21 protein-coding genes are annotated in these 23,526 nt (G+C 72.2%); 12 read left to right on the forward strand and 9 right to left on the reverse strand.

Features of this window, described 5'->3' with window-relative positions:
* Positions 1-8: 8 nt before the first annotated feature.
* The 3 genes from NP777_RS10740 to NP777_RS10750 form a co-directional block, all read right to left on the reverse strand.
* Complete coding sequence (locus tag NP777_RS10740; protein WP_256649890.1) at positions 9-3,143, reverse strand: alpha-N-acetylglucosaminidase; 3,135 nt, start codon at positions 3,141-3,143, stop codon at positions 9-11.
* 138 nt (positions 3,144-3,281) lie between these two features.
* On the reverse strand, positions 3,282-3,929 hold the full coding sequence (locus tag NP777_RS10745) for a LuxR C-terminal-related transcriptional regulator (protein WP_256649891.1): 648 nt from the start codon (positions 3,927-3,929) through the stop codon (positions 3,282-3,284).
* 231 nt (positions 3,930-4,160) lie between these two features.
* The gene (locus NP777_RS10750) at positions 4,161-5,435 is read right to left on the reverse strand and encodes a sensor histidine kinase (RefSeq protein WP_256649893.1); all 1,275 of its coding nucleotides are present in this window, start codon (positions 5,433-5,435) and stop codon (positions 4,161-4,163) included.
* A gap of 238 nt (positions 5,436-5,673) precedes the next feature.
* Here NP777_RS10750 and NP777_RS10755 point away from each other — a divergent pair, with 238 nt between their 5' ends.
* Positions 5,674-7,881 (forward strand): MMPL family transporter, encoded by a 2,208-nt coding sequence (locus tag NP777_RS10755; RefSeq protein WP_256649894.1) that lies wholly within the window; start codon positions 5,674-5,676, stop codon positions 7,879-7,881.
* A 93-nt stretch (positions 7,882-7,974) separates the two neighbouring features.
* Here NP777_RS10755 and NP777_RS10760 read toward each other — a convergent pair whose 3' ends face one another.
* Both NP777_RS10760 and NP777_RS10765 read right to left on the reverse strand, forming a co-directional pair.
* On the reverse strand, positions 7,975-8,559 hold the full coding sequence (locus NP777_RS10760) for a winged helix-turn-helix domain-containing protein (protein WP_256649895.1): 585 nt from the start codon (positions 8,557-8,559) through the stop codon (positions 7,975-7,977).
* 72 nt (positions 8,560-8,631) lie between these two features.
* Positions 8,632-8,763: a hypothetical protein gene (locus NP777_RS10765; protein ID WP_256649896.1), complete on the reverse strand. Its 132-nt coding sequence runs from the start codon at positions 8,761-8,763 to the stop codon at positions 8,632-8,634.
* A 133-nt stretch (positions 8,764-8,896) separates the two neighbouring features.
* Here NP777_RS10765 and NP777_RS10770 point away from each other — a divergent pair, with 133 nt between their 5' ends.
* On the forward strand, positions 8,897-9,268 hold the full coding sequence (locus NP777_RS10770) for a 5-carboxymethyl-2-hydroxymuconate Delta-isomerase (protein WP_256649897.1): 372 nt from the start codon (positions 8,897-8,899) through the stop codon (positions 9,266-9,268).
* Positions 9,269-9,401: 133 nt separating this feature from the next.
* The gene (locus NP777_RS10775; protein ID WP_256649898.1) at positions 9,402-9,842 is read left to right on the forward strand and encodes an SPW repeat protein; all 441 of its coding nucleotides are present in this window, start codon (positions 9,402-9,404) and stop codon (positions 9,840-9,842) included.
* Between the two features lie 141 nt (positions 9,843-9,983).
* Here NP777_RS10775 and NP777_RS10780 read toward each other — a convergent pair whose 3' ends face one another.
* A complete protein-coding gene (locus NP777_RS10780; RefSeq protein ID WP_256649899.1) occupies positions 9,984-10,709 on the reverse strand; it encodes a DUF2848 domain-containing protein in 726 nt (241 codons plus the stop codon).
* Positions 10,710-10,971: 262 nt separating this feature from the next.
* Between NP777_RS10780 and NP777_RS10785 the strand changes: the two genes are divergently transcribed.
* From NP777_RS10785 to NP777_RS10795, 3 genes are all read left to right on the forward strand, one after another.
* The gene (locus tag NP777_RS10785; protein ID WP_256649900.1) at positions 10,972-12,327 is read left to right on the forward strand and encodes an MFS transporter; all 1,356 of its coding nucleotides are present in this window, start codon (positions 10,972-10,974) and stop codon (positions 12,325-12,327) included.
* 308 nt (positions 12,328-12,635) lie between these two features.
* Positions 12,636-13,445, forward strand: coding sequence for a carbon-nitrogen hydrolase family protein (locus NP777_RS10790; protein WP_256649901.1), 810 nt, complete (start codon positions 12,636-12,638; stop codon positions 13,443-13,445).
* Positions 13,442-13,837, forward strand: coding sequence for a cupin domain-containing protein (locus NP777_RS10795; RefSeq protein ID WP_256649902.1), 396 nt, complete (start codon positions 13,442-13,444; stop codon positions 13,835-13,837). Before NP777_RS10790 ends, NP777_RS10795 begins: the two co-directional genes overlap by 4 nt.
* A 106-nt stretch (positions 13,838-13,943) precedes the next feature.
* On the opposite strand, the gene NP777_RS10800 is transcribed toward NP777_RS10795, so the two are convergent.
* A complete protein-coding gene (locus tag NP777_RS10800) occupies positions 13,944-14,576 on the reverse strand; it encodes a GntR family transcriptional regulator (protein ID WP_256649903.1) in 633 nt (210 codons plus the stop codon).
* A gap of 109 nt (positions 14,577-14,685) precedes the next feature.
* Entirely contained in the window at positions 14,686-15,741 is a 1,056-nt protein-coding gene (locus NP777_RS10805; protein WP_256649904.1) for a medium chain dehydrogenase/reductase family protein, read from the reverse strand.
* A 120-nt stretch (positions 15,742-15,861) separates the two neighbouring features.
* On the opposite strand from NP777_RS10805, the gene NP777_RS10810 reads away from it, so the two are divergent.
* The gene (locus tag NP777_RS10810) at positions 15,862-16,617 is read left to right on the forward strand and encodes a TetR/AcrR family transcriptional regulator (RefSeq protein WP_256649905.1); all 756 of its coding nucleotides are present in this window, start codon (positions 15,862-15,864) and stop codon (positions 16,615-16,617) included.
* Between the two features lie 83 nt (positions 16,618-16,700).
* Positions 16,701-17,210, forward strand: coding sequence for an inorganic diphosphatase (locus NP777_RS10815; protein WP_256649906.1), 510 nt, complete (start codon positions 16,701-16,703; stop codon positions 17,208-17,210).
* 13 nt (positions 17,211-17,223) lie between these two features.
* Here NP777_RS10815 and NP777_RS10820 read toward each other — a convergent pair whose 3' ends face one another.
* On the reverse strand, positions 17,224-19,017 hold the full coding sequence (locus NP777_RS10820; protein ID WP_256649907.1) for an ABC transporter ATP-binding protein: 1,794 nt from the start codon (positions 19,015-19,017) through the stop codon (positions 17,224-17,226).
* A gap of 402 nt (positions 19,018-19,419) precedes the next feature.
* Between NP777_RS10820 and NP777_RS10825 the strand changes: the two genes are divergently transcribed.
* From NP777_RS10825 to NP777_RS10840, 4 genes are all read left to right on the forward strand, one after another.
* Complete coding sequence (locus NP777_RS10825) at positions 19,420-20,058, forward strand: LysE family translocator (RefSeq protein ID WP_256649908.1); 639 nt, start codon at positions 19,420-19,422, stop codon at positions 20,056-20,058.
* A 7-nt stretch (positions 20,059-20,065) separates the two neighbouring features.
* Positions 20,066-20,956: a GNAT family N-acetyltransferase gene (locus NP777_RS10830; protein ID WP_256649909.1), complete on the forward strand. Its 891-nt coding sequence runs from the start codon at positions 20,066-20,068 to the stop codon at positions 20,954-20,956.
* A 327-nt stretch (positions 20,957-21,283) separates the two neighbouring features.
* Positions 21,284-22,486 (forward strand): Ig-like domain-containing protein, encoded by a 1,203-nt coding sequence (locus NP777_RS10835; protein WP_256649910.1) that lies wholly within the window; start codon positions 21,284-21,286, stop codon positions 22,484-22,486.
* A 413-nt stretch (positions 22,487-22,899) separates the two neighbouring features.
* A complete protein-coding gene (locus tag NP777_RS10840) occupies positions 22,900-23,490 on the forward strand; it encodes an Ig-like domain-containing protein (RefSeq protein ID WP_256649911.1) in 591 nt (196 codons plus the stop codon).
* The last annotated feature ends 36 nt before the right edge of the window (positions 23,491-23,526 follow it).

Below are 23,526 nucleotides of genomic sequence, written 5' to 3' on the forward strand. Positions count from 1 at the left end.
CCGACCCGCTACCGCGTACCCGTCGTCCAGCCGTCGAACTCGACCGTCCCCCGGGCCCCCGAGCCCCCGTTCGCCGCGCTCATGAAGATCCCGGCGTCCTGCGCGGCCGCCCCGCCCGGCGCCGTCACCGTGGCCACCTTCCGCCAGCTCGCGCCGTCGTCCGTGGACAGCTCGCCGGTGTAGGAGGTGGCGGCGGTGCGGGTCAGCCGCAGCAGTACGGGCGCCTTGACGCCGGTGATCCGCTGGTAGGTGTCCAGCGTGCCGTCGCCACCCGAGTCGTACGACAGCACGACACCGTTGGCCGGGGTGACGGAGAGGTTCACAAAGCCGGGGGAGCCCGCCGTGGCGAGGTCGTTACGGACGATGATCCCGGCCCGCGCCCAGGGCCCGGTGGCCGCCTGGGCGTCCACCTTCACGGTCATGGCCGTGCCCACCGTAAGGACGCCATCGCGGTAGACGGAACCGAATTCGGCGGTGCCCTTCCACAGGTCCTGGCCCGCGCCGTCGATCGCGAACCGCTCGTCCAACTGGCCAAAGACCGCACCGCTGTTGGTGACCGTCCGCATCCCCTCCGCCAGCGGTCCGGCGATCCACAGCGTCCCGGTGCGCACGGCCCGCACCCGCTCCTCGCCCCGCGGCCCGTAGGTGACGCCCAGCTCGTACGGCAGCGGCTCGAGCGGGTGCCGCGGCGGCTCGCCGGGCGCGGTGGTGCGCCAGCAGACCTCGCCCGTGCCGCCCGCCGGGACGCCCGGCAGCCGGGTCGGCCCGTCCGGGGACGGGTCGAGACCGGTCACGGTGAGGTCGAAGTCGACGCGGCCGGTGGGGCGCAGCCCGTTGACGTTGCGCAGGGCGGCGGTGAGGGACGCGGAGCCGCCGGGCGGCAGGGTGGCGGGCTCCGCGGTGACGGTCAGCGTGCCCTGGTACGGGGCCTTGGCCAGCGCCTCGTACACCCGCTGGGCGGTGCGGTGGGCGTCCGCCGTCGGCCGTACGGGGTAGCTCTTGCGCTCCCGCGTCCACGGCTCCTCGACGGCGAACCAGTCGAAGGAGCGCGGCGCCCGGTTCTCCGCCAGCGCGTCCTCCAGCTCGTCCAGATAGGACTGCCACTGGGGGAGGTGGAAGTCGGCGATGAGGCCGCTCCAGTCGCGGTTGGCGTAGTTGGCCAGGTTGCCGCCGTCGGCCGTGGCGCGGTCCGCCCAGGTGGTGATGAGGGTGCGCGCGGCCCGCTCCAGCTGGGCCGACTCCGCCTCGCCGGACGCCATCCGCTTGGCGTCCTCGAGCCACGGGCCCAGCAGGAACCGCCGGTGGGCGCCGGTCATGTCGTCGCTGAGCCGCATCAGCTTGAGCCACAGCCGGGCCAGCGTCTGAAAGGCCGTGCGGTCCTTACGGCCGTAGGCGTCCTGGAGCTGCGGGATCAGCTGCCAGGAGCGGTTGGCGAGCGCCTGCCGGGCGATGTCGGTGAGGTCGTGGCGGTAGGCGTCGCTGTCGCGCAGCCCGGCGCGCACGCCCAGCAGCGCCGCGAAGGCCACGTCGAACCCGGCCGGGTCGAAGGCGGGGGTGTGGGTCGAGTAGTTGGTGCCCGAACGCGCGGTCAGGGAGGGCCGGGCGGCGAACACCGAGTCATGCGGGCGGCCGTCCTTGCTGCTGATCTCGTACGCGGTGTCGCGCAGCGCGGCGAACGCCTCCCGGGCCCTGGTGTCCCGTCCGCCGTAGCGCACATCGGCGTAGGTGCGGAACCACTCGGCCCGGTCCACCGCCTCGTCCCGCCACGCCAACTCGCTGAACAGCTCCAGCGCGGCCGGGTCCCGCTCGACCGCCTCCGGCATATAGGCCGTGCCGACCAGCTTGCTGCCCGGTTTGTCGCGCCATACGGTGAACCGCTTGGTCCACATATGGGTCTTGGCGCCGATCGTGGTGCGGCCGCCGAAGTTGGGGATGGTGCCGAACGCGTACGGCACCGCGCCCCAGTCCTTCTCCCGGTCCGTGACGGTGTCCAGGTCCGAGAGGCCGTCCACGATGAGCATCCGGTCGTGGTCGACGGCGTCCAGCAGATCGCGGCGGGGGTTCTCCTGCCAGCCGAGGATCACCCAGGTGGCGCCGGGGCGGGCGGTCCGCAGCGAGGTCTCCACGGCGCGGGCGGCCTCCGGCACGGGGACGTCGCCGGGGTCGCCGCCCTCGTGCAGCAGATCCATCTTGAACAGCTCGGCCTCGCCGAACAGTTCGTGCTGATGGCGGTAGAAGGCGGCGGCCACCTTTCGGAACACCTCGGTGCGGGGGTCGAGCCAGTCGGGCCGCCGGAGCCCGTTCCAGTCGCCCTGCGGGACCGTACGGCCCCCCGGGTTGCGGTCCGCGAAGCCGTCCGGGACGGTGCCGAAGTAGCCGGGGAACACCGGCCGCATACCCAGCTCCCGCAGCCGGTCGGCGATCCGCCGCCCCAGCTCGGTGCGCTTGGCCAGGAGCGCGGTGGACACCGGGCCGCCGTATCCGCTCATGTTCTGCAGCAGCCACCACGGCTGGTGGGAGGGGGCGGGGAGCCAGGCCCGCGCCTCGTCCTCCGTATAGCCGAAGTCCTGCAGCAGCCGGTGGTAGACACCCTCCTGACCGGCGGTGACCAGCAGTTCGTTGCAGCCGTGCAGGGCCGCGACGTCGATCAGGTGCTCCCAGCGGTCCCAGTCGGCGAACGGCGCGGTGTAGCCGTCATGGGTGTCGTTGAACGCGAAGCGGTGCGGCAGCGCGGTCGAGCGGGTGACGCGCTCGGCGGGCGCGGGCAGCTTCCCCGGCAGGTTCAGCTGATCGCCGGACCAGGTGATCTGGGCGTGACAGGTGTACTTGAGGTACCAGTGCACTCCGGTGAGCAGCACCGCCGGGCTGGTCCCGGAGACCGTCGGCCGCCCCGCGGACCCGCCGACCTCGAACCGCTCCTCGGCGCCCCGCTTCTCCAGTGCCACCAGCCGGAACTGATCGGCGTGGTCCGGCAGCAGCCGCCGTAGCGCGGCGCGTGCGGGGGCGGTGTCGAATGCGGTCACGGCGGTGTCCTGTGCGTCGTGCGGCGCGTCGGCCACCGCGGGGATCCGGCTCCCCAGCGTGGCCCCGGCCCCGAGTGCTCCGGCGGTTCCGATCAGCGTGCGTCTGCTCAGGTCGCTCATGCGCCCCCCAACGGACTACGGCCAATGGGTCATATGGACAAGGCACTTAACCAGCGTTGTGGGGTGGGAGCAATGGGGCGTACGGGAGGTCCCGGCCCGGACCTCGCCGGCCCGTCACGGCCGGCCGGCGCCGCCGGCTCAGCCCCGGTCGAGGTAGGCCAGCACCGCCAGCACCCGCCGGTTGTTGTCGTCCGACGGCGGCAGGCCGAGCTTGCCGAAGATGTTGGAGGTGTGCTTGGCGACCGCCCGCTCGGTGACGAACAGCTGCGCCGCGATCGCCGCGTTGGACCGCCCCTCCGCCATCAGCTCCATCACCTCCAGCTCCCGCGGCGTCAGCCGCCCCAGCGGCCGGTCCTGGGCGCGCCGGTCCAGCAGCTGCGAGATCACCTGCGGATCCATCGCGGTGCCCCCGGCGGCGACCCGGCGCACCGCGTCGATGAACTGATCGGCGTCGAAGACCCGGTCCTTGAGCAGGTACCCGATGCCGCCGCTGCCGTCCGCGAGCAACTCCCGCGCGTACAGCTGCTCCACATGCTGCGACAGCACCAGCACCGGCAGCCCCGGCCGCGCCCGGCGCGCCGCCAGCGCGCACTGCAGCCCCTCGTCGCTGAACGACGGCGGCAGCCGCACATCCACCACCGCCACGTCCGGCTCCAGCTCGGCCAGCGCCTTGCTCAGCTCGGGCCCGCTCTCCACGGCGGCCACGACCTCGAAGTCGTACGCCTCCAGCATCCGCACCAGCCCGTCCCGCAGCAGGAACAGATCCTCGGCGACCACAACACGCACGACTGCTCCATGACGTCCTCGGGCCCCGGGCGGGGACACGGCCGAATCGCCGTCGAATCTACCGCGCCGGGGGCGGCCGCTACCGGCCCCGGCGCGCCCCGGTGGCCATTGGGCGACGCGCTCTTGGGCAGCGGGAGCACCGGACTACCTGTCCGGTTTCCTGCGATCGGCCGACGGCGGCCAATGTCGCCAGGGACGGTGCTGGTCTCGCCGGTGTACTGCTCGGTGCGGTCATCGGGCGGCGTTGGGCGCCGAGAGGGCGCAGGGGATCTCCATCGTCACCATGGTGGGCCCGCCGGGAGGGCTGCTGACGGCGAGGACCCCGTCGAAGGTGCCCAGCCGCCGCTCGACGCCGCTCAGCCCGCCGTCCGGGGTGATCTCCGCGCCGCCGCGGCCATCGTCGGTCACGGTGATGCGCAGCATGCCGTTCTGGTGGTGGATGTCCAGCCACATCCGCGAGGCGCCCGCGTGCTTGGCCGCGTTGGTCAGCACCTCGCTGACCGCGAAGTACGCCGCCGACTCGACCGGTTCGTCGGGGCGGCCCGTAAGCTCCACGTCCACCTCCACCGGCACCGCCATCCGCAGCGCCAGTGCGCGCACCGCGTCCCCCAGGCCGCGCTCGGCCAGTACGGGCGGATGGATGCCGCGGACCAGGTCGCGCAGTTCGGCCAGGGCCTCGGCGGAGTTCGTACGGGCCGCGGCGAGCAGTTCCCTGGCCTTGGCCGGGTCCTTCTCGATCAGGGCCTCCACGGTGCCCAGGCTCATGCCCATCGCCACCAGCCGGGCCTGGGCGCCGTCGTGCAGATCGCGCTCGATGCGGCGCAGTTCGGCGGCGGAGGTGTCCACGGCGTCGTGCCGGGTCTCGGTGAGCCGCCGCACCCGGTGTTCGAGCGCCATATGCGGGGTCGGGTCCAGGAAGGAGCGCGCCAGCAGGAAGTGGCCGCGCAGCAGGACGGGGGAGAGGACCGAGCCGAGGGCGACGAAGCCGATGCCGACCGGGACGGCCAGCAGGGCGGTGCCCAGCGAGTCGATGGGCAGGAACGCGTACCAGTAGGTGCCGCCCGCGTCCACGATCGGCTCCCACACCCCGGCGGCCAGCACGAACCCCTCGAGCCCGTACGGCAGGAAGGCGAAGGCCAGCAGCGCGATGGTGTATCCGGCCGTCATGTCGACCTGGAGCCACAGCAGATCGCGCCAGGTGGCCGGGTCCTTCAGCAGGAAGGTGCACAGCTCCACCTGCCCGGTGACCCCGGAGCGCCGGTCGGCGGGCAGCGCGCGATACGGCAGCTGGATCCGCACATCGGCCCAGGCGGCGGCCAGCAGCCGGCGGTGATTGGCGTGCGCCCGCACCGCGCGGATCAGGGGAGGGGTGGTGAACACCCCGATGGCCAGCGGGATGAAGGCGATCGACAGGATCGTCAGCACGGACAGGGTGATCGACACCAGCGCGAGCCAGGAGACGGCGAACCCCCGTGCGCAGGCCGTCAGCGCTCTACGTGCCCTCATCAGGCTTCCCCCTCGCTGGTCGGAACGTCGTGCCCGCACCGGCGGGCCACCTCAGTGTGTCAGCGGCCCGCCACCCGGACACGGGGGCCGGACACCGTCCCGGGGTGTACCTGGCACCACCTCCCCGTCTCGCCCTATGGCTCGGCGACCGGGTGGCTGCCCGGCTGGGGCGCGGACCTGCGGATTTCTAACGTCGTGGCATGACCTGTTCCGTCCGTACCGCACGGGGAGAGACGCCATGAGCGCAACGAGGAAGGGCCTGGCCGTGCGGCTGGGCGGGTGGAGCATCCGCCACCGCAGGACCGCGATCATCGGATGGTTGCTGTTCGTCGTGGTCGTCGCCGTGGTCGGCGGAATGTCGGGGTCCCGGCAGATGACCAACTCCGAGAACGGCGCGGGGGATTCCGCACGCGCCGAGAAGATCCTGGAGGACGCGGGCCTCCAGACCCCGGCCGGAGAGATGGTGATGCTGCGCAGCGACCACCCGGACGGCTGGCGGGACGCGGCCCGCGACCTCTCGGCGCGGCTGGAGCGTACCGGCGAGATGGTGCGCGTCCAGCCCCCGGTGCGCTCGGAGAGCGGACGGGAGGCACTGATCAGCTTTGAGATGAAGGGCGACCCGGACACGGCCGGGGAGCGGGTCGGGCCGGTCGTCGAGGCGGTGGAGAAGACCGAGTCGGCCCATCGGGGCGTGGTGGCCTACGAGTTCGGCGACGCCACCGCCCAGCATCGGCTCGACGACATGCTGACCGACGACTTCAAGAAGGCCGAGCTGACCGCCGTACCGCTGGCGCTGGGCATTCTGCTGGTGGTCTTCGGGGCGCTGGTGGCCGCGCTGCTGCCGGTGCTGCTCGCGGTGACCGCCTGCGTCGGCACCTTCGGACTGCTCGCCCTCGTCAGCCACCAACTGCCCCTGTTCGACTCCACCAACTCGGTGATGTTCCTGGTGGGCCTGGCCGTCGGCGTCGACTACTCGCTGTTCTACCTGCGCCGGGAGCGCGATGAGCGGGCCGCGGGCCGGGACGCCGGGACCGCGCTGCGGATCGCGGCCGCCACCAGCGGCCGGGCGGTGCTGATCTCCGGGGTCACGGTCATGCTGGCGATGTCCGGGATGTTCCTGTCCGGGCTGCTGCTGTTCCACGGCTTCGCGGTCGCCACCATCCTGGTCGTGCTGATGGCGATGCTCGGCTCGGTGACCGTGCTGCCCGCGATGCTGTCCTGGCTGGGCGACCGGATCGACGCCGAGCGGGTGCCGCTGCTGAACCGCCGCCGGAAGAGGGGCGCACGGAAGGGCGTGCACGCCGGCGGCGGCCTCTCCGGCAAGCTGATGCGGCCGGTCCTGGCCAAGCCGAAGCTGTTCGCCGCCGTATCGGGCGCGCTGCTGCTGGCGCTGTGCGTCCCCGCCCTCGGGATGAAGACCGAACAGCTCGGCCTGGAGAAGCAGTTCGGCTCCGAGGCCGCGATCACCGTGGCGTACCAGGAGATCACCGGCGCCTTCCCCGGCGGCCCCGCCCCGGCCGAGGTGGTGCTGCGCTCCGACGAGGTCGACTCGGCCCGCTTCGACGCGGCCGTGGCGGACTTCAGGAAGGAGCTGGCCGCCTCCGGACGGTTCGGGAAGACGGTGGACGTCGAGGCGCACCGTACGCAGGGGGTGGCCCGGATCGAGGTGCCGCTGGCCGGGGACGGCCAGGACGCCACCTCCCGGCGCGCTCTGGACACGCTCGAGGAGGATCTGGTCCCGAGGATCCTCGGACCGGTCTCCGACCAGGTGTACGTGAGCGGTGAGCTCGCCTCCAGCCGCGACTTCAACGACCAGCTGAAGACCGACATCGCACCGGTCTTCCTCTTCATCGCCGCCGTGACCTTCGTGCTGATGCTGCTCTGCTTCCGGTCGCTGCCGATCGCGGTCGTCTCGATCCTGCTCAACCTGCTGTCGGTGGGCGCCGCGTACGGCACGATGACCGCCGTCTTCCAGCACGGCTGGGGCGCGGAGTGGCTGGGGATGGAGCCGGCCGGGGCGATCGAGGGGTGGATGCCGCTGTTCGTCCTCGTCATCCTCTTCGGGCTGTCGATGGATTACCACGTGTTCGTGGTCTCGCGGATCCGGGAGGCCCATGAGCGGGGGCTCGCCACCCGGGACGCGATCCGCGAGGGCATCCGGACGACGGCGGGCTCGGTCACCGGGGCGGCCGCCATCATGGTCGCCGTGTTCGCGGTCTTCGCGCTGTTGCGGATGCAGGACATGCAGCAGATGGGCGTCGGGCTCGCGGTCGCGGTGCTGGTGGACGCCACGCTGGTGCGGATGGTGCTGCTGCCCTCGGTGATGGCGCTGCTCGGGGAGCGCAACTGGTATCTGCCGCGCGCCCTGCGGTGGCTGCCGAGCGTGAGCCACGGCGAGGAGCCGGTGGAGCGGCCGCGGCCGCCGCTGGTGGGGGCGGGCCGCTGAGGGCCCGGACCCGCGCCGCGCGCATGCGCCCGCCGTGCCGGACAGGCTCCTGGCCTGCCGGGCACGGCGGGCGTCATGGGTTCATTGGCGCGTTCAGACGGTGGGCACGTACTTGTACCCCACCCGCCGCACCGTCACGATCGTCCCCCGGTGCTCGGGGCCCATCTTGCGGCGCAGCCGGGCCACATGGACATCGACGGTCCGGCCGTCGCCGACATGGCCGTATCCCCACACCGTGGTCACCAGCTGATCGCGGGTGTGCACCCGGTGCGGATGGGCGACGAGATGGGTCAGCAGCTCGAACTCGAGGTACGTCAGATCCAGCGGCCGCCCGGCGACCTCGGCGGTGCGCTGGTCGGGGTCGATCCGTATCAGCTCGTCACCCGACGTCGCCGGAACCGCCTCCGGGGGCGGCCCCGCCGCCTCGGGGCGCTGCCGGTCGGCCGGGACCAGCACCAGATAGCCGACCATCGGCGGATGGCCGGGGAGCGCGGGCACGGTGTGCGGGGGAGCGGGCAGCCAGGTGGCGCCGGGGTGCAGCAGATCGGCGACCGGTGGCACCTCGTCCGGTGCGACGGCTCGCAGCCGCTGGCGGGCAGGTGGGACGGTCGGGCTGGACGGGGCCGCCGGAGCGGAGGCAGGGGCGGAGGCGGACGACAGGCCACGGAGGTTCGTCATGAGGTCAGCTCTTTCGCGCGAGAGGGCGTCAGTGGACGTCGTGCGCGCGGGCTGGGCGGCCGGGCGGAGAGGTCAGCGGCCGAGCGAGCGGGCCCGCGCATCGGATGCGCGGCAACACTCGCGGTCGAAGTGGTGCGCCTGCCGGGACGGCCAGAACGGCTCGAGGTCGTAACGACCCGTCGCGATGTCGTGGAGGCTGGCCATGGCCCTATTGAAGCAGATACCGGGCCCGGGGCGCTCGGCCGTTGACCGGGAAGAGGTGCGACGATGCCCCGGTAAGAGGCCCCGCGCGGAAAGCTCCAGGCCGCCGCGTACCCCCTGTGAGGAGCGCAAGCCCATGCCGCATATCGTCGTCGAATACTCCGACACCCTGACCGACGCGTTCGACCGCCCCGGCTTCGGCGCCGCCCTGCACCCGGTGGTCGCCAAGACCGTCGACACGGCGGTGGCGGGCTGCAAGACCCGGTTCCGGCGGATAGCGGAGGCCCATCTCGCGGACGGCGCCGAGGACCTCGCCATGATCCACATCGAGGTGTCGATCCTGTCCGGGCGCGACGCGGAGACCAAGCGGGAGCTGTCCGCCGCGGTGGTGGAGGTGGCACGCGCCCATGTGGCGCCGGTGCCGGGGCTGACCGTGCAGACCACCGTCGACGTGCGGGATCTCGACCGGGACTGCTACCAGAAGCACGAGGTGGTCCATCCCGCCTGACGGAGACGCACGGTACACCTTTAAGTGCAAATCCGGCATCTACCTATATACCAAGTCGAGGCGCACAATGGGGGTGCGGTGTTCTTGCCGCACTGTGCGGTCAGACTTGCATGGATCGAAGGAGGCGAGTCGAATGGCCGACGTCTCACGTGCGAGAGGCGATATAACGGGCCACCCCGACGTGTCCGAGATGCGGGAGCGCTACGCACGCATGATGGACGCGCGGGACGTTGTCTTCCTCGACGGGCCGGTGCTTCTCGCCGGTCTGTACTTCGCCATCTCTCCCTGGGTGGTGCACTTCTCGGGCACCAGCCCCAACCTCATGGTCAACAACCTCGTCCTCGGTATCACCATCGCCCTGCTGGGGCTCGGCCTCACCACGGCGCCGAGGAGGATGTACAGCCTGTGCTGGGCCATGTCCGCGATCGGTGTATGGATGATCATTTCTCCCTGGGTGGTCGCCCGGGGCGCCGATGCCGGGATCATCGTGAACAATGTCGTCGTGGGTGCTGTCACCTGCCTGTTCGGCCTGATCGCAGCCGGCATGGTGATGCGGAAGGGCAGGGAAACCTGACCGGACGCTGAATCACCGAACCGTCTGGACAACGGCGAAGGCCGTCCACCGCATCCCCTTCGGGGCCGTGCGGCGGGCGGCCTTCGCGCGTTGCCCACGCTCTGGGGCGTCCATGCTCGGGCGCGGGCTCCTGCGCGGGTCTCAGCCGATCGGCTCGGGCAGCGGGACCACGTCGTAGGAGCATTCGATGGTCCGGCCGGTGGCCGGGTCGCCCAGCTCCACCCGCCAGCGCCCGGCGAACTGGTCCACGCCCTCGGCCATCGGGATGGTGCCGGAGATCAGCACGGTGCCGGGCACCAGGTCGCCGCGTTCGCGCAGCACCTCGACCCAGTAGGCGGGCGGCAGCAGCTCGGCGAGGGTGCCGCTCTGCACCTCGGTCTCCTCACCGTCGTGAGTGACCCAGGCGCGGAGCGTCAGATCGTCGAGGCGGGGCGCCACATCGGACAGCCGCCAGGCGCGGGTGGCCAGCACATCGGGGGCCGCGTTCTTGCTCCAGGCCACGCCGTGGACCTCCAGCTCGCGGTCGGTGTGGTCGCAGGCCGCCGTCAGCAGCAGCTCCCCGTCCGCGGCCACGACCAGCGCCCACTCGGCCTCGCCCGAGGTGCGGGCGTGCTGGACGCTGACGCGGCCGGTCTGCTGGGCCAGGTAGGGGGCGACCGGGTAGAGGGCGGGTGTCACGGAGGGCGCGGGCACGCCCAGCTCGGCGAGCTCGGCCACATGGGCGGCCACATCCTCCTGGCTACGGCCCGCGTAGCCCGCGTTGAGCACCTGGACGACCTCCACATGGTGCAGGGATCCGTCGGGGAGTTCGAAGGTGAGCGAGGACGGGGCGGACTGAGCTGCGGGCTGCGACGGCTTCGTTGTCATGGCTGCTGTGCTCTCCAGGGCGCGGTGGGGCGTGTGGGGGCGATCTGCGGTCTCTGCGCTTGCCGGGCGGTCACCCGCGGCCGCGGGTGACCGCGCTCTTCGCGGTTTCGAAGCGGTTAACTTCCTCCGAAGGGGTTGCGCATACGCTTGGTATACAAGAAGTATGCCGGAAGGTCGATCCGCGCAACCCCCACCCTTCGCATCGCCACGAAAACGCCACGTACCATCCCGTAAGCCTCATGCACCACCTCGAGGACGGAAAATGCAGCCCACCGCATCGAGCGCACCGCCACCCCCGGCCGACCGGTCCGGGGTCCGCCGCGCCTTCGTCGCCAGCCTCACCGGCACCGCCCTGGAGTGGTACGACTTCGCCGTCTACTCCGCCGCCGCGGCACTGGTCTTCGGCGATCTCTTCTTCCCCTCCAAGGACCCCACCACCGGCACCCTGCTGGCGTTCTCCACCTACGCCGTCGGCTATGTCTCCCGGCCGCTGGGCGGCTTCGTCTTCGGGCGGCTCGGCGATGTCATCGGCCGCAAGAAGGTGCTCATCGCGACGCTCGTGCTCATCGGCGGCGCCACACTGCTGATCGGGCTGCTGCCCACCTACGCCACGGTCGGCGTCGCGGCCCCGGCCGCGCTGGTGCTGCTGCGCTTCGCGCAGGGCGTCGGCGTCGGCGGTGAGTGGGGCGGCGCGGTGCTGCTGTCCAGCGAGTTCGGCGATCCGCGGCGGCGTGGCTTCTACGCCTCCGCCGCCCAGGCCGGCCCGCCGGCGGGCAATCTGCTGGCCAACGGTGTCCTGGCCGCGCTGGGCGCGGCGCTGACGGAGGACCAGTTCAACAGCTGGGGCTGGCGGGTGGCGTTCCTGCTCTCCGGACTCCTGGTGGTGTTCGGCCTGTGGATCCGCGCCAAGCTGGAGGAGACCCCGGTCTTCAAGGCGATGGAGGCCGCGCAGGACCGCCCGGAGGCGCCGCTGCGCGAGGTGTTCACCACCCAGCCGAGGGCGCTGACCGCCGCGATCCTCAGCCGGGTCGCCCCCGATGTGCTGTACGCGATGTTCACCGTCTTCGTGCTCACCTACGCCACCGAGGAACTCGGCATGTCACGCGGCTCGGCGCTCACCGCCGTGCTGATCGGCTCCTCGCTGCAGATCGTGCTCATCCCGCTGGCCGGGGCGCTCTCGGACCGGGTCAACCGGCGGCTGCTGTACGGGGGCGCGGCGGTGGCCGCCGGGGTCTGGCCGTTCCTGTTCTTCCCGCTGGTCGCGGACGGCAGTTGGGCGCTGCTCACCCTCGGGGTCGTCGGCGCGCTGGTGATCCATTCGCTGATGTACGGGCCGCAGGCGGCCTTCATCGCCGAGCAGTTCTCCCCGCGGCTGCGCTACACCGGGTCCTCGCTCGCCTACACCCTCGCCGGGATCATCGGTGGCGCGATCGCGCCGCTGCTCTTCACCACGCTGCTCGGGGCCTATCACGCCTGGGTGCCGCTGGCCGTCTACATCGCGGTCACCGCCGCGGTCACGGTGGCGGGCCTCTGGCTGGGCCGGGACCCGTCCGCCGCACAGGAGGAGGAGCCGGAGCCGCTCCCCGTCGGCACCACCGCCTCCACGACCGTGTCCTGACCGCCGTCCCGCCCTGCGCCCGTCCCCGTCCCCGTCCCGCGCCCGTTCCCGTCGCGCGCCCGTTCCCGTCCCGTCCCCGTCCCGCCTCGTGGAGCTGTAAAGCGGGCCGTACCGGGGAAGGGGCGGGATGGGACCGCGTACCCGCCGGGACCGCGTACCCCGTCAGGGCCACGTACCCCGCCGGGACCACGTGCCCACCGGGGCCGCATACTCCGCCGGGGCCACGAGCCCCGACCGCGCTCCGACCCTCCCGGCCGGGAAATACCGCATCCCGACCCTCCGACCAGGAAATGAGGCAAGCACCCGCCATGCCCCTCCGCATCGCACTGAGCCAGATCACCACGGGCCCGGACCCGGCGTCGAACCTCGCCCTGCTGCGCGAGGAGACCCAGCGGGCGGCGGCTGCCGGGGCGCGTCTGGTCGCCTTCCCGGAGGCGGCCATGGCCTGCTTCGGCACCCGGCTCGGCCCCATCGCCGAACCCCTGGACGGTCCCTGGGCCACCGAGGTCCGGCAGATCGCGAAGGACGCCGGGCTGGTGGTCGTGGCCGGGATGTTCACCCCGGCGCCCGACGGCCGGGTGACCAACACCCTGCTGGCCACCGGCCCGGGGGTGGAGACCTCCTACGACAAGATCCATCTGTATGACGCCTTCGGCTTCGCCGAGTCCAAGACCGTGGCCCCGGGTTCCGAGGTGGTGACCTTCGACCTGGACGGCGTCCGGATCGGCCTGGCCACCTGCTACGACGTACGGTTCCCCGAGCTCTTCCGGGCCCACGCCGACGCGGGCGCGGTGCTCTCGCTGCTGCCCGCCTCCTGGGGCGCGGGGCCCGGTAAGCGCGAGCAGTGGGAGCTGCTGACCCGGGCGCGGGCGCTGGACGCCACCGTATGGCTGGCGGCCGTGGGCCAGGCCGACCCGGCGGCGTCCGGTGTGACCGCCGCGTCCTCCGCCCCCACCGGTATCGGCCACAGCGCCCTGATCGGCCCCGACGGCACCGTACGGGAGCGGCTGGACGCGGGGCCCGGACTGCTGGTGGGTGAGGTGGACACCGAGGAGGTCGCCGCGGTGCGCCGCACGGTGTCCGTCCTGGCCAACCGCAAGCTGGGCGGACAGTCATGAGCGGGGCCGGGCATACGGCCAAGAGCGGCACCGCCGGGGCCAAACCGGAGCTCGAGTTCCATCTGCCCTCCGCGCCCTGGCGGCGGCCGCCGGGCGCGGCCGTGGGGGTCGGCGAGCAGATCCTGGCCACGGACGGGAGCGGCACCCACACCACCGCCCTGGTGCGCTGGGAGCCGGGGACGGACACCTCCCCGTCCGGGGTGTCCCGCCACGACGGCTGGGAGGAGGTCTATCTCCTGGAGGGCAGCATGCGCGATCTGACCCTGGGGGAGACCTTCTCGCGCGGCTTCTACGCCTGCCGGCCGCCGGGGATGCCGCATGGCCCCTGGGTCTCCGAGGAGGGCGTCACCATGCTGGTGATCACCTATCCGGAGGCGGCACCCGGGCAGTAACGCACCCGGCACCGGGCGGTGGCTCACGCTTGGGCGGTGGCTCGGCCCCGGGCGGTGAGCCCAGCCGTGGCTCGCCCCCGGGCGTGGCTCGCCCCCGGGCGGTGGCTCATCCGGCGAGCAGTACCTTCAGCGTCGACTCCAGATGGGCGCTGATCGCCGTGCGGGCCGCCTCCGGGTCCCCGGAGGCCACCGCGTCCAGGATCGCCCGGTGCTCACCGAGCACCTCCTCCTGGCGGCCGGTCTGGGTGTACAGGGCCACCACCCCGGCCCGGATCTGGCGGCTGCGCAGCCCGTCGTAGTGCCGGTTGAGGAGTTCATTGCCCACCGCGGCGATCATGGTCGCGTGGAAGAGGTGGTCCACGGCGATGAACTCCTTGGCCTGCTCCGGCCCCATCAGCTCGCGCTGCCGCTCCAGCAGCTCGGTCAGCTTCGCGACCGGCACCGTGCCCGCCTCGATGGTCCGCTCGGCGGCGTGGCGCTCGACGATCCCGCGCAGCTCCATCAGCTCGGTGATCTCCCGGCCGGAGAGCGGGGCGATATGCGCACCCCGCTTGGGGACCAGCTGGACCAGATCCTCGGCCGCCAGCAGGAGCAGGGCCTCACGGATCGGGGTCCGGGAGATGCCGATCCGGTCGGCGATCTCCTGCTCGGTGAGGAACTTGCCCTGCATGTCGGGATCGGTCAGCACGGTCTCCTTGAGGAACGCGTACGCCTTTTCTCGTCCGGACTGCGCTGGCACTGGGCCCCCATGCTGCTTCGCATACAACTCGTATACGAAAATTATCACGGACCGGTGGCAGCGCCGGGGAGGTTGGGTATCCAGCGGCCGTGGATGCCCCGGACTTCGCTCATCGCGCGCCCTCCTCGCCGCTCCGGCGGGCGTCCTCGTCCGCGACCAGGACCACCTTTCCGGCGACGGTGCCGGACTCGGCCAGCCGCATCGCCTTCGCGGCGTCGGAGAGCGGAATCCTCGCCGCCACCAGCGCGGTGAACTCACCCTTCGCCATCAGCGCCAGCACCTGCCCCAGGTCGGCGCGGACCCGCCCCTGGAAGGCGGTCAGACGCCGCCGCCCGGCCCAGAGGTTGAAGAAGTGCGCCCGCCGTCCGTTCGGCAGCAGGTTCCACAGCGCCAGCCGGGCGAGCAGCTTGAGCACCGGGGCCCGGGATGAGCCGGGGACGTCCCGGGTGGCCGCCGTGCCGTAGGAGACCAGCGTGCCGCCGCGGGCGAGCAGCCGGAAGGAGTCCGCGATGCCCTCGCCGCCGATGTGGTCGAAGACCGCGTCGACCCCGCCCGGCGCCAACGCCCGCACCTGGGCGGGCAGGTCCGGGTCGCGGTAGTCGAGCGGGGTGGCGCCGAGCGTGTGCACCGTGTCGTGATGGCGGGGCGAGGCGGTGCCGATGACCTTGATGCCCGAGTGGCGGGCGAGCTGGACCAGGGTGCTGCCCACCCCGCCGTTGGCCCCATGGACCAGCACGGTCATGCCGGGGCGCACCTTGGCCACGCGGTGGAGCATCTGCCAGGCCGTGATCCCGTTGACCACCACCGTCTCGGCCTCTCCCGCGTCCACCCCCTCGGGGACCTCCACCAGATCGCCCGCGTCGACGAGGGCGTGGCTGGCCCAGCCGCCGATCTTCGTGAGCGCCGCGAACCGGCGGCCGCGCAGGACCGGGTCCGCCCCGGGGCCGGTCGAGACCACCGTGCCCACCAGGTCATAGCCGGGCACGAAGGGGAATGGCGGCTGGTCGTAGTACTTCCCGCGGCGCATCTGCTGCTCCGCGAAGGAGACCCCCGACGCCTCGACGGCCACCAGCGCCTGCCCGGGACCGGGCTCGGGCAGCGGGCGGGTGCGGATCTCGAGCCCTTCGGGCTCCACCTGGCCCGGCAGAACGACTTCGGTGAGCATGGCTGACCTCGTTTCGGCGCGAGGAGTTCTCGCGGTTGTGAGAGCTTCTAACCAAACAATGAACCTGTTACTCTCAAGGTGTCAAGTCCGAATTCGAAGACCCGCACGGGAGGCGCGTCCATGGCGACAGCACGGCGAGAGCGCTACCGCAAACAGACCCGGGAGGAGGCCAAGGCCGTGGCCCTGGCCCAGCTGGCCGAGTCGGGCACGGCGGGCATCTCGGTGAACGCGATCGCGAAGGCGATGGGGATGACCGGGCCCGCGCTCTACCGCTATTTCGCTAGCCGGGACGAGCTGCTGACCGAGCTGATCACCGACACCTACCGCGATTTGGCCGAAACCCTCGCCCAGGCCGTCGCCGACGCCGCCCCCGCCGACCGCTTCCGCGCCATGGCCCGCGCCCTGCGCGACTGGGCGAAGCGCCAGCCGGACCGCTATCTGCTCATCTACGGCACCCCGGTGCCCGGTTACCACGCACCGCCGGAGACCGCCGAGATCGCGGCCGGGATGATGCGGACCATCTTCGAGGCCTGCTCCGCCGTCGGTGATTCCGTCGGTGATTCCGTCGGTGATTCCGTCGGTGATGCCGACGGTGGTGCCGATGGCGGTGGCGCCACCGCGCACGGCGCCACCGCGAGCCACGGGCCGCAGCCCCTCACCGAGCTCGAGGCCGAGCTGGCGCGCCATCTCGAGGGCGTGGACTCCTGGGTGCCCGGGGAGCAGCCCGGCGGTGAGCTGAAGGGCCGTGCGCTGCGCACCTGGACCCGGCTCCACGGCGTGATCAGCCTTGATGTGCAAGGCCAGTTCGCGGGCATGGGCTTCGATCCCTCGGTCCTCTTCGAGGCCGAGATCGACGCCCTGGTGCGGGGCGGCTGAGGTGCCCGGGGCCGAGCTGCCCGCCCCGCGGGCCCGGCGCACACTGGAGGGACACCGGAGCGCGACGGGGAGCGGAGGCCGCGATGGACCAGGGCGAGTTCGATGTGGTCGTGGAGATCCCCGAGGGATCCCGCAACAAGTACGAGATGGACCATGAGACCGGCCGGATCCGGCTGGACCGGATGCTGTTCACCTCGACGAAGTACCCGGCCGACTACGGCTATGTCGACCACACCCTCGGCCGGGACGGCGATCCGTTGGACGCCCTCGTCACCGTCGCCGAGCCGACCTTCCCCGGCTGTGTGATCCTCTGCCGGGCCATCGGCATGTACTGCATGCGCGACGAGCAGGGCCCGGACGAGAAGATCCTCTGCGTCCCGGCCCATGACCCGCGCTATGTCGGCGTGCAGGACATCGGCGACGTCCCCGAGTTCGACCGTAAGGAGATCACCCACTTCTTCGAGGTCTACAAGGACCTCGAGCCGGGCAAGTCCGTCGAGGGCTCCCACTGGGAGGGCCGCGACCGGGCCTACGCCGAGATAGCCGCCTCCCGCGCCCGCGCGGCCGAAACCGGCCGGTCCCAGAGCCCCTGAGCGGGGCCGAAGGTCAGGGTGCCGCCCCGCGCGGCGCGGGCACCCCGCGGTCGTTCTGGAGCTCCCACAGCTCCCGGAACAGCCCCGGCGACCTCGTCAGCTCCGCGAACGTGCCCTGCTGGATCACCCGCCCCCGCTCCAGCACCACGATCCGGTCCGCCACGGCCACGTTCGCCAGCCGGTGCGTCACCAGGACCACGGCGCGGTCCTCCGCCATCCGCCGCAGCCCCGCGAAGATCCGGTGCTCGGCGCGGGCGTCCAGCGCGCTGGTGGGCTCGTCCATCACCAGCAGCCCCGCGGGCCGGTGGAACGCGCGGGCCAGCGCGATGCGCTGCCACTGCCCGCCGGACAACTCCACCCCGCCCCACCACTGCCGGGCGAGCAGGGTGTCAAGGCCGCTGCGCAGCTCGTCCACCACCTCATGCGCCCCGGAGTGGACCGCTGCCTCCCGGACCCGCTCGTCCCCGCCGTGCGGCTGGCCCAGGGTGATGTTGTCGCGGGCGGACAGCGGCCAGTGCGCGTAGTCCTGCGGCACGACCGCCGTATGCCGCCACATCGCCTGCGGGTCCAGCTCCGCCACGCCCACGCCGTCCCACGTCACCGTGCCCTTGGTGGGCAGATAGAGCCCGGTCAGCAGCTTGCTCAGGGTGGTCTTGCCCGAGCCGTTCTCGCCGACCAGCGCGAGCACCTCACCCCGCCGTACCTCGAGTGTGACCTCGTCCAGGGCCGGGGCGTCGGACTCCGGATAGGCGTACGTCAGCCCCTCGGCCCTGATCACCCGCGGCGCCGCCGGAACCAGCGCGCCGCGCCGCATCCGGTGCCCGCCCGCCTCCTCGATGAACTCCGCCCAGTCGTCCAGATACAGCCCCGTACGGAACAGCCGCGTGCCGTAGCCGACCATCCCCTGGAGCGAGGCGCCGACCGTCCGCAGCGCGAACACCGCCGTACCCGCCGACGCCACCGACATCTGCCCCGCGCCCAGCAGCAGCGCCAGCGACGCCCAGACCAGCCCGGATGCCAGCCCGCCGGCCACCGCCCCCAGCACCGCGTACCGCGCGCCCCGGTGCACCGCCTTGTCGGTGGCCGCGTCCACCCGGGCGCCGATGGCCCGGTACCGCTTCAGCAGAAACTCCGCCATGGTGCCGGAACGGAGCTGATCGGCGATGTCCTTGTCCACCATGTACCAGCGCAGCAGCCCGAGCGTGCGCCGGTCCGCGCTGATCGCGCGACTGGTCTCGTACTGCACCCGGGCCGCCTTCATCCCCGCGATCCCCTGCGGCAGCGCGGCCAGCAGCAACAGCGGCAGCAGCGCCGGATGCAGCACGGTGACCACGCCCGCCGCCGCGATCAGCGACGAGAGACACGCCATGAGCTGCTGCGACTCGGTGATCAGCTCCCGCGCCACCTCGGCGCCCCGGTCCGCCGCGTCCCACTTGTCGTTGAACCCGGGGTTGTCGTACGCCGCCAGCTCGGCGTTGATCGCCGCGTCCAGCATCTGGGTCTCGGCCTCCCGGGAGATCCGCGGGGAGAGCCGGCTGGAGATGTTGCCGACCGCGATCCCCAGCAGCGCCCGCAGCCCGGCCGCGCCCGCCAGCACCGTGATCGACGGCAGCGCGTCCCGGAGCCGGTCGGTGATGTGGCCGGACGAGATGAGCGCCGTGATCGTGCCGGTGGTGGCCAGCAGCCCGAACGCCTCGAAGAACCCCGACAGCGCCTGGCACACCACCAGCGCCACCACCGCCTTACGGTCCACCTTCCAGGCCAACGCCAGGGAGCGCCGCACCAGTTGGGGCAGCCGGCGGGCCATGGCCCGGGTGGTGACGGGATGCCTCTCCAGGGCCACCAGCGTGGGCGGCCGGAACCGTAACTCCTCGCCGGGCCGCTCGGCCGCCGGTTCCGACGGCTGGTCCGAAGGCGGTTCCGACGGCTGGTCCGAAGGCCGTTGCGAAGGTTGGTCCGAAGTCGAAGGTTGGTCCGAAGGTTTTGACGGTTGTTCCGGTGGCTGTTCTGCCTGCTGTGTGGTTCGAGACGTCACAAATCCCCCCGAGGGTGTGTTTTCCATTCGGTATGTCTCAGACTGCCGCAGACCGGGACCCGGGCGCCCGGGGTTTACGACGAGGTCCACCGATCGTGGAGCGCGTCCGGTGTGCGGCACACGACCGGGAAAAACGCTGGAGCCGCGCGCCGTTCGCGTGCTTCGATGCGCTTCATGGTGTCCATCGACCGACTTCTCGCCTTCGCGGCCATGTCCTTCCTGCTGATCGTGATCCCCGGTCCGAGCGTGCTCTTCGTGGTCGGCCGGGCACTGGCCCAGGGCCGCCGCGCCGCGCTGACCACGGTCCTCGGCAATACGCTCGGGGCGTATGCGCTGGTCGTGGCCGTGGCGCTGGGCGTCGGGACCGTGGTGGAGCGCTCCGTCCTCGTCTTCACCGCGCTGAAGCTGGTGGGCGCCGCGTATCTGGTGTACCTGGGGGTCAAGGCGGTGCGGCAGCGCCGCTCGCTGCGGGCCGCCTTCACCGGCGACAGCCCCGCCCACGGGGGTCTGCGCACGCTGTGGGAGGGGTTCGCGGTCGGTGTGGCCAACCCCAAGACGATCGTGTTCTTCGCCGCCGTACTGCCCCAGTTCGTCGACCGCGAGCAGGGGCATGTCGTGCCGCAGATGCTGCTGCTCGGGCTGGTCTTCAACGCCATCGCGGTGGTCTCCGACAGCGTCTGGGGGCTGGCCGCGGCCACCGCCCGCACCTGGTTCGCCCGCTCCCCGCGGCGCCTCGCCATGGTCGGCGGCGTCGGCGGGCTCTCCATGATCGGCCTCGGCGTCACCGTCGCCGCGACCGGCCGCGCGGACTAGGGCCTGTATGGACTCCGTCCGGGTCAGGCCGCTGCGCTCCGACGACCTCCCCTCCGCCGAACGCGCCTCGGCCATCACCTTCCTCGAGGCCGACCGGCGCGGCAGGAGGGTCGGCGAACCCGAGCCCCGGCCCCGCCCGGCCGCCGCCTCCCGGCAGTGGATCGACCGGATGCGCCACTTCCGCACCGAGGACCCCGGCGGCTGCTGGGTCGCCGTGGACGAATCCGAAGGCGACGACGGCGTCATCGGCTTCGCCATCTCCCAGAACCGCGGCCCGTTCTGGTTCCTCGCCACCTACGGCGTGCTCCCCGGCCACCAGGCCAAGGGCATCGGCCGTCGGCTGATCGACGCCACCCTGGCCCATGCCGACGGCCGCCAGGGCATGTTCTCCTCCACCGTCCACCCCGGGGCGACCCGGCGCTACCGCCTCGCCGGGTTCTCGCTCCACCCCCAGATGCGCATGGTCGGCACCGTCGACCGCGCCACCCTCCCCGCCATCACCGGCCTCCACGAGGGACGGGACGACGACATCGACTGGATGAACCACCTCGACCGGCGCCTGCGCGGTTCCGGCCACGGCCCCGACCACGCCTATATGCGGCGCACCCTGCGGCTCGTCGTCTCCCGCGCCTATGGCAGACCGGGCTATGTCTACATCGACGACCGGGGCCGCGCCGCCCTCCTCGCCGCCGCCCATCCGGCCACCGCCCAGGACCTGCTCTGGGAGGCCCTGGCCGCCTCCAGCGGCGACACCCTCGTCAACTGCATCACCCCCGCCAACGAATGGGCGGTCGACGTCGGCCTGGCCGCCCGCCTCGACATCGGCCAGGAGGGCTATCTGGCCCTCCGCGCCATGCCGCCCCCGGCGCCCTACCTGGCCAGCGGCCACTTCCTCTGACACCACGCCAGGCGCCCCGCGTGCGCGGGCGGTTGACGGCCGGGCACGCAGCGCCGCGCCTGGGGTGTGAGGTGCGCCGGCGGAGGGGGTGGGCGCTGCGCCGGATGGGGTAATTCGGGGGTCTATCCATGGTGTTGGCGGCATGTCGCGCGCCTACTGGTGCTACAGACCGGTGGGTTTCACATCTGCCGGGGGACGGCGAGACGCGCATCTCGCGTCGGACGCCGTAAGCGCGCACCCCCAACCCCTGATGCGCCGCCACGTGCCGCGGTCACCGTCCCGCGTGGCGAGCGACGGCCCACCACTCCACCCCCTCGGAGGGCCATCATGGCTTCACCCACGATCACCCTGGTCACGGCGGCACCGAACCCCGCCGTGGCCGGGCAGTCGGTCACGCTCACCGCCACCGTGATACCGCTCGGCACCGGAACGCCCACGGGCACCGTCACCTTCGTGGTCAGCGGCGGCCCCACCCTGACCGGGACGCTGTCCGGCGGGACCACCTCGGTCACCGCGAGCGGTCTGAGCGTCGGCACCCACATCGTCACCGCCACCTACAACGGCGACACCAACTTCACCTCGTCCACCGGCACCACGGCCGTCGTCGTGATCCAGGCGTCCACGACCACATCGGTGACGTCGGCGCCGGACCCCTCGACGCCGGGGCAGCCGGTGACGTTCACCGCCACGGTCACCCCGATCGCGCCCGCCACCGGGATCCCGACCGGCACGGTCACCTTCGTGATCAGTGGCAGCGGAGGCGGTTCGTTCACCCAGCCGCTGTCGGGCGGCATGGCGACGCTCTCCCTCAGCACTCTCGGCGTCGGCGCCCACACCGTGGTCGCCGTCTACAGCGGCGACGCCAGCTTCCTGCCGTCCACCGGCACCGGCACCCACACCGTGAACCCCGGGCCCGCGGCCACGACCACGACGCCGATGTCCTCGGTGAACCCATCCGTGTTCGGGCAGCCGGTGACGTTCACCGCCACGGTCACGCCGAACGCGCCCGCCACCGGGGTCCCGACCGGCACGGTCACCTTCGTGATCAGTGGCAGCGGAGGCGGTTCGTTCACCCAGCCGCTGTCGGGCGGCATGGCGACGTTCACCACCAGCGGCCTGGGCACGGGTTCGCACACCGTGATGGCCAACTACAGCGGTGACACGAACTTCGCCGCGTCGTCGGCGACGCTGACGCAGGTGGTGAACCTGGCGGTGTCGAGCACCTCGCTCAGCTCCAACCCCAACCCGGCCGGGGCGGGCTCGCCCATCGACTTCGTCGCCTTCGTGGCAGCCGTCGCGCCCGGCGGCGGCACCCCGACGGGCACGGTCACCTTCACGATCCACATGGGGACGTTCAGCGTCAGCACCGTACGGCCCGTGGACGCCGCCGGATTCGCCTTCCTCTCCGACCAGGCGCTGCCGGCGGGCGTGTACGACGTCAGCGCGGTCTACTCGGGTGACGCCGACTTCGGAGCCTCGGGCGTCTCCCAGTACACCCAGACCGTCACCGGCACCATGGCCACGGCCTGATCGCACAGCACTGGGCCCCGCCACTGCCCGAGAGGGGCGGTGGCGGGGCCCAGCCATGCCGCGCCGGGGGACATGGCGGCGCGCGTACCCGCCCTGTGCGCGGTGCGTACGCGGTGCCCCGGCCACGGGGAACGCGCGCCGCACGGGGCGGATGGTGTGCGCGGGGAAGGCCGCCGAGCGCTGCGCTATCCGGGGTAATTCGGCGGCACATCCCTGGCGGGTGACGGCGAGTCGCGCGCCTACTGGTGCTACAGACCGGTGGGTTCCACATCTGCCGGGGGACGGCGACGCGGGATGCCCCCGCGTGGATCGCCGTATGCGCGCAACCCCTGACTCCGATGCGCAGCCGCGCCTTGCTCCCGCATGCGTGGCGAGTAATGGCCCACCACCCCACACCATTTGGAGGGCCACCCATGGCTACGCCCACGATCACCCTGGTCACGGTCTCACCCAACCCAATCACCTTCGGACAGTCGGTCACGCTGACCGCCACCGTGATCCCGCTCGGCACCGGAACCCCCACCGGCAATGTCACCTTCGTCATCACCGGTGGCCCCACCGTGACCGGAACCCTGTCGGGCGGGACGACCTCGGTCACCGTCCCCAATCTGAGCGTCGGCGCCCACACCGTCCTCGGCAACTACAGCGGTGACACCAACTTCTCCCCGTCCACCGGCACCAACGTCATCCTCGTCGTCCAGTCGGCCACCACCACATCGGTGTCCTCGACGCCGAATCCGTCCACGCTGGGTGAATCGGTGACGTTCACCGCCACCGTCACCCCGGTCGCGCCCGGCGCGGGCGTCCCGACCGGGACGGTCACCTTCATCATCGGCGCCATCGGCGGCGGCACGTTCGTCCAACCGCTGACGGCGGGCACCGCGACACTGTCCCTCAGCACCCTGGGCGTCGGTACCGCCCCCGTGGTCGCCTTCTACAACGGCGACACCAGTTTCCTGCCGTCCTCCGGCACCGACACCCAGACCGTCAACCCGACGGCATGACCCTTCCGCACACCACCGAGCCCCCGCCCCCGCCCA

It is taken from the genome of Streptomyces rugosispiralis, from assembly GCF_024505145.1.
GTDB classification, from domain to species: domain Bacteria; phylum Actinomycetota; class Actinomycetes; order Streptomycetales; family Streptomycetaceae; genus Streptomyces; species Streptomyces rugosispiralis.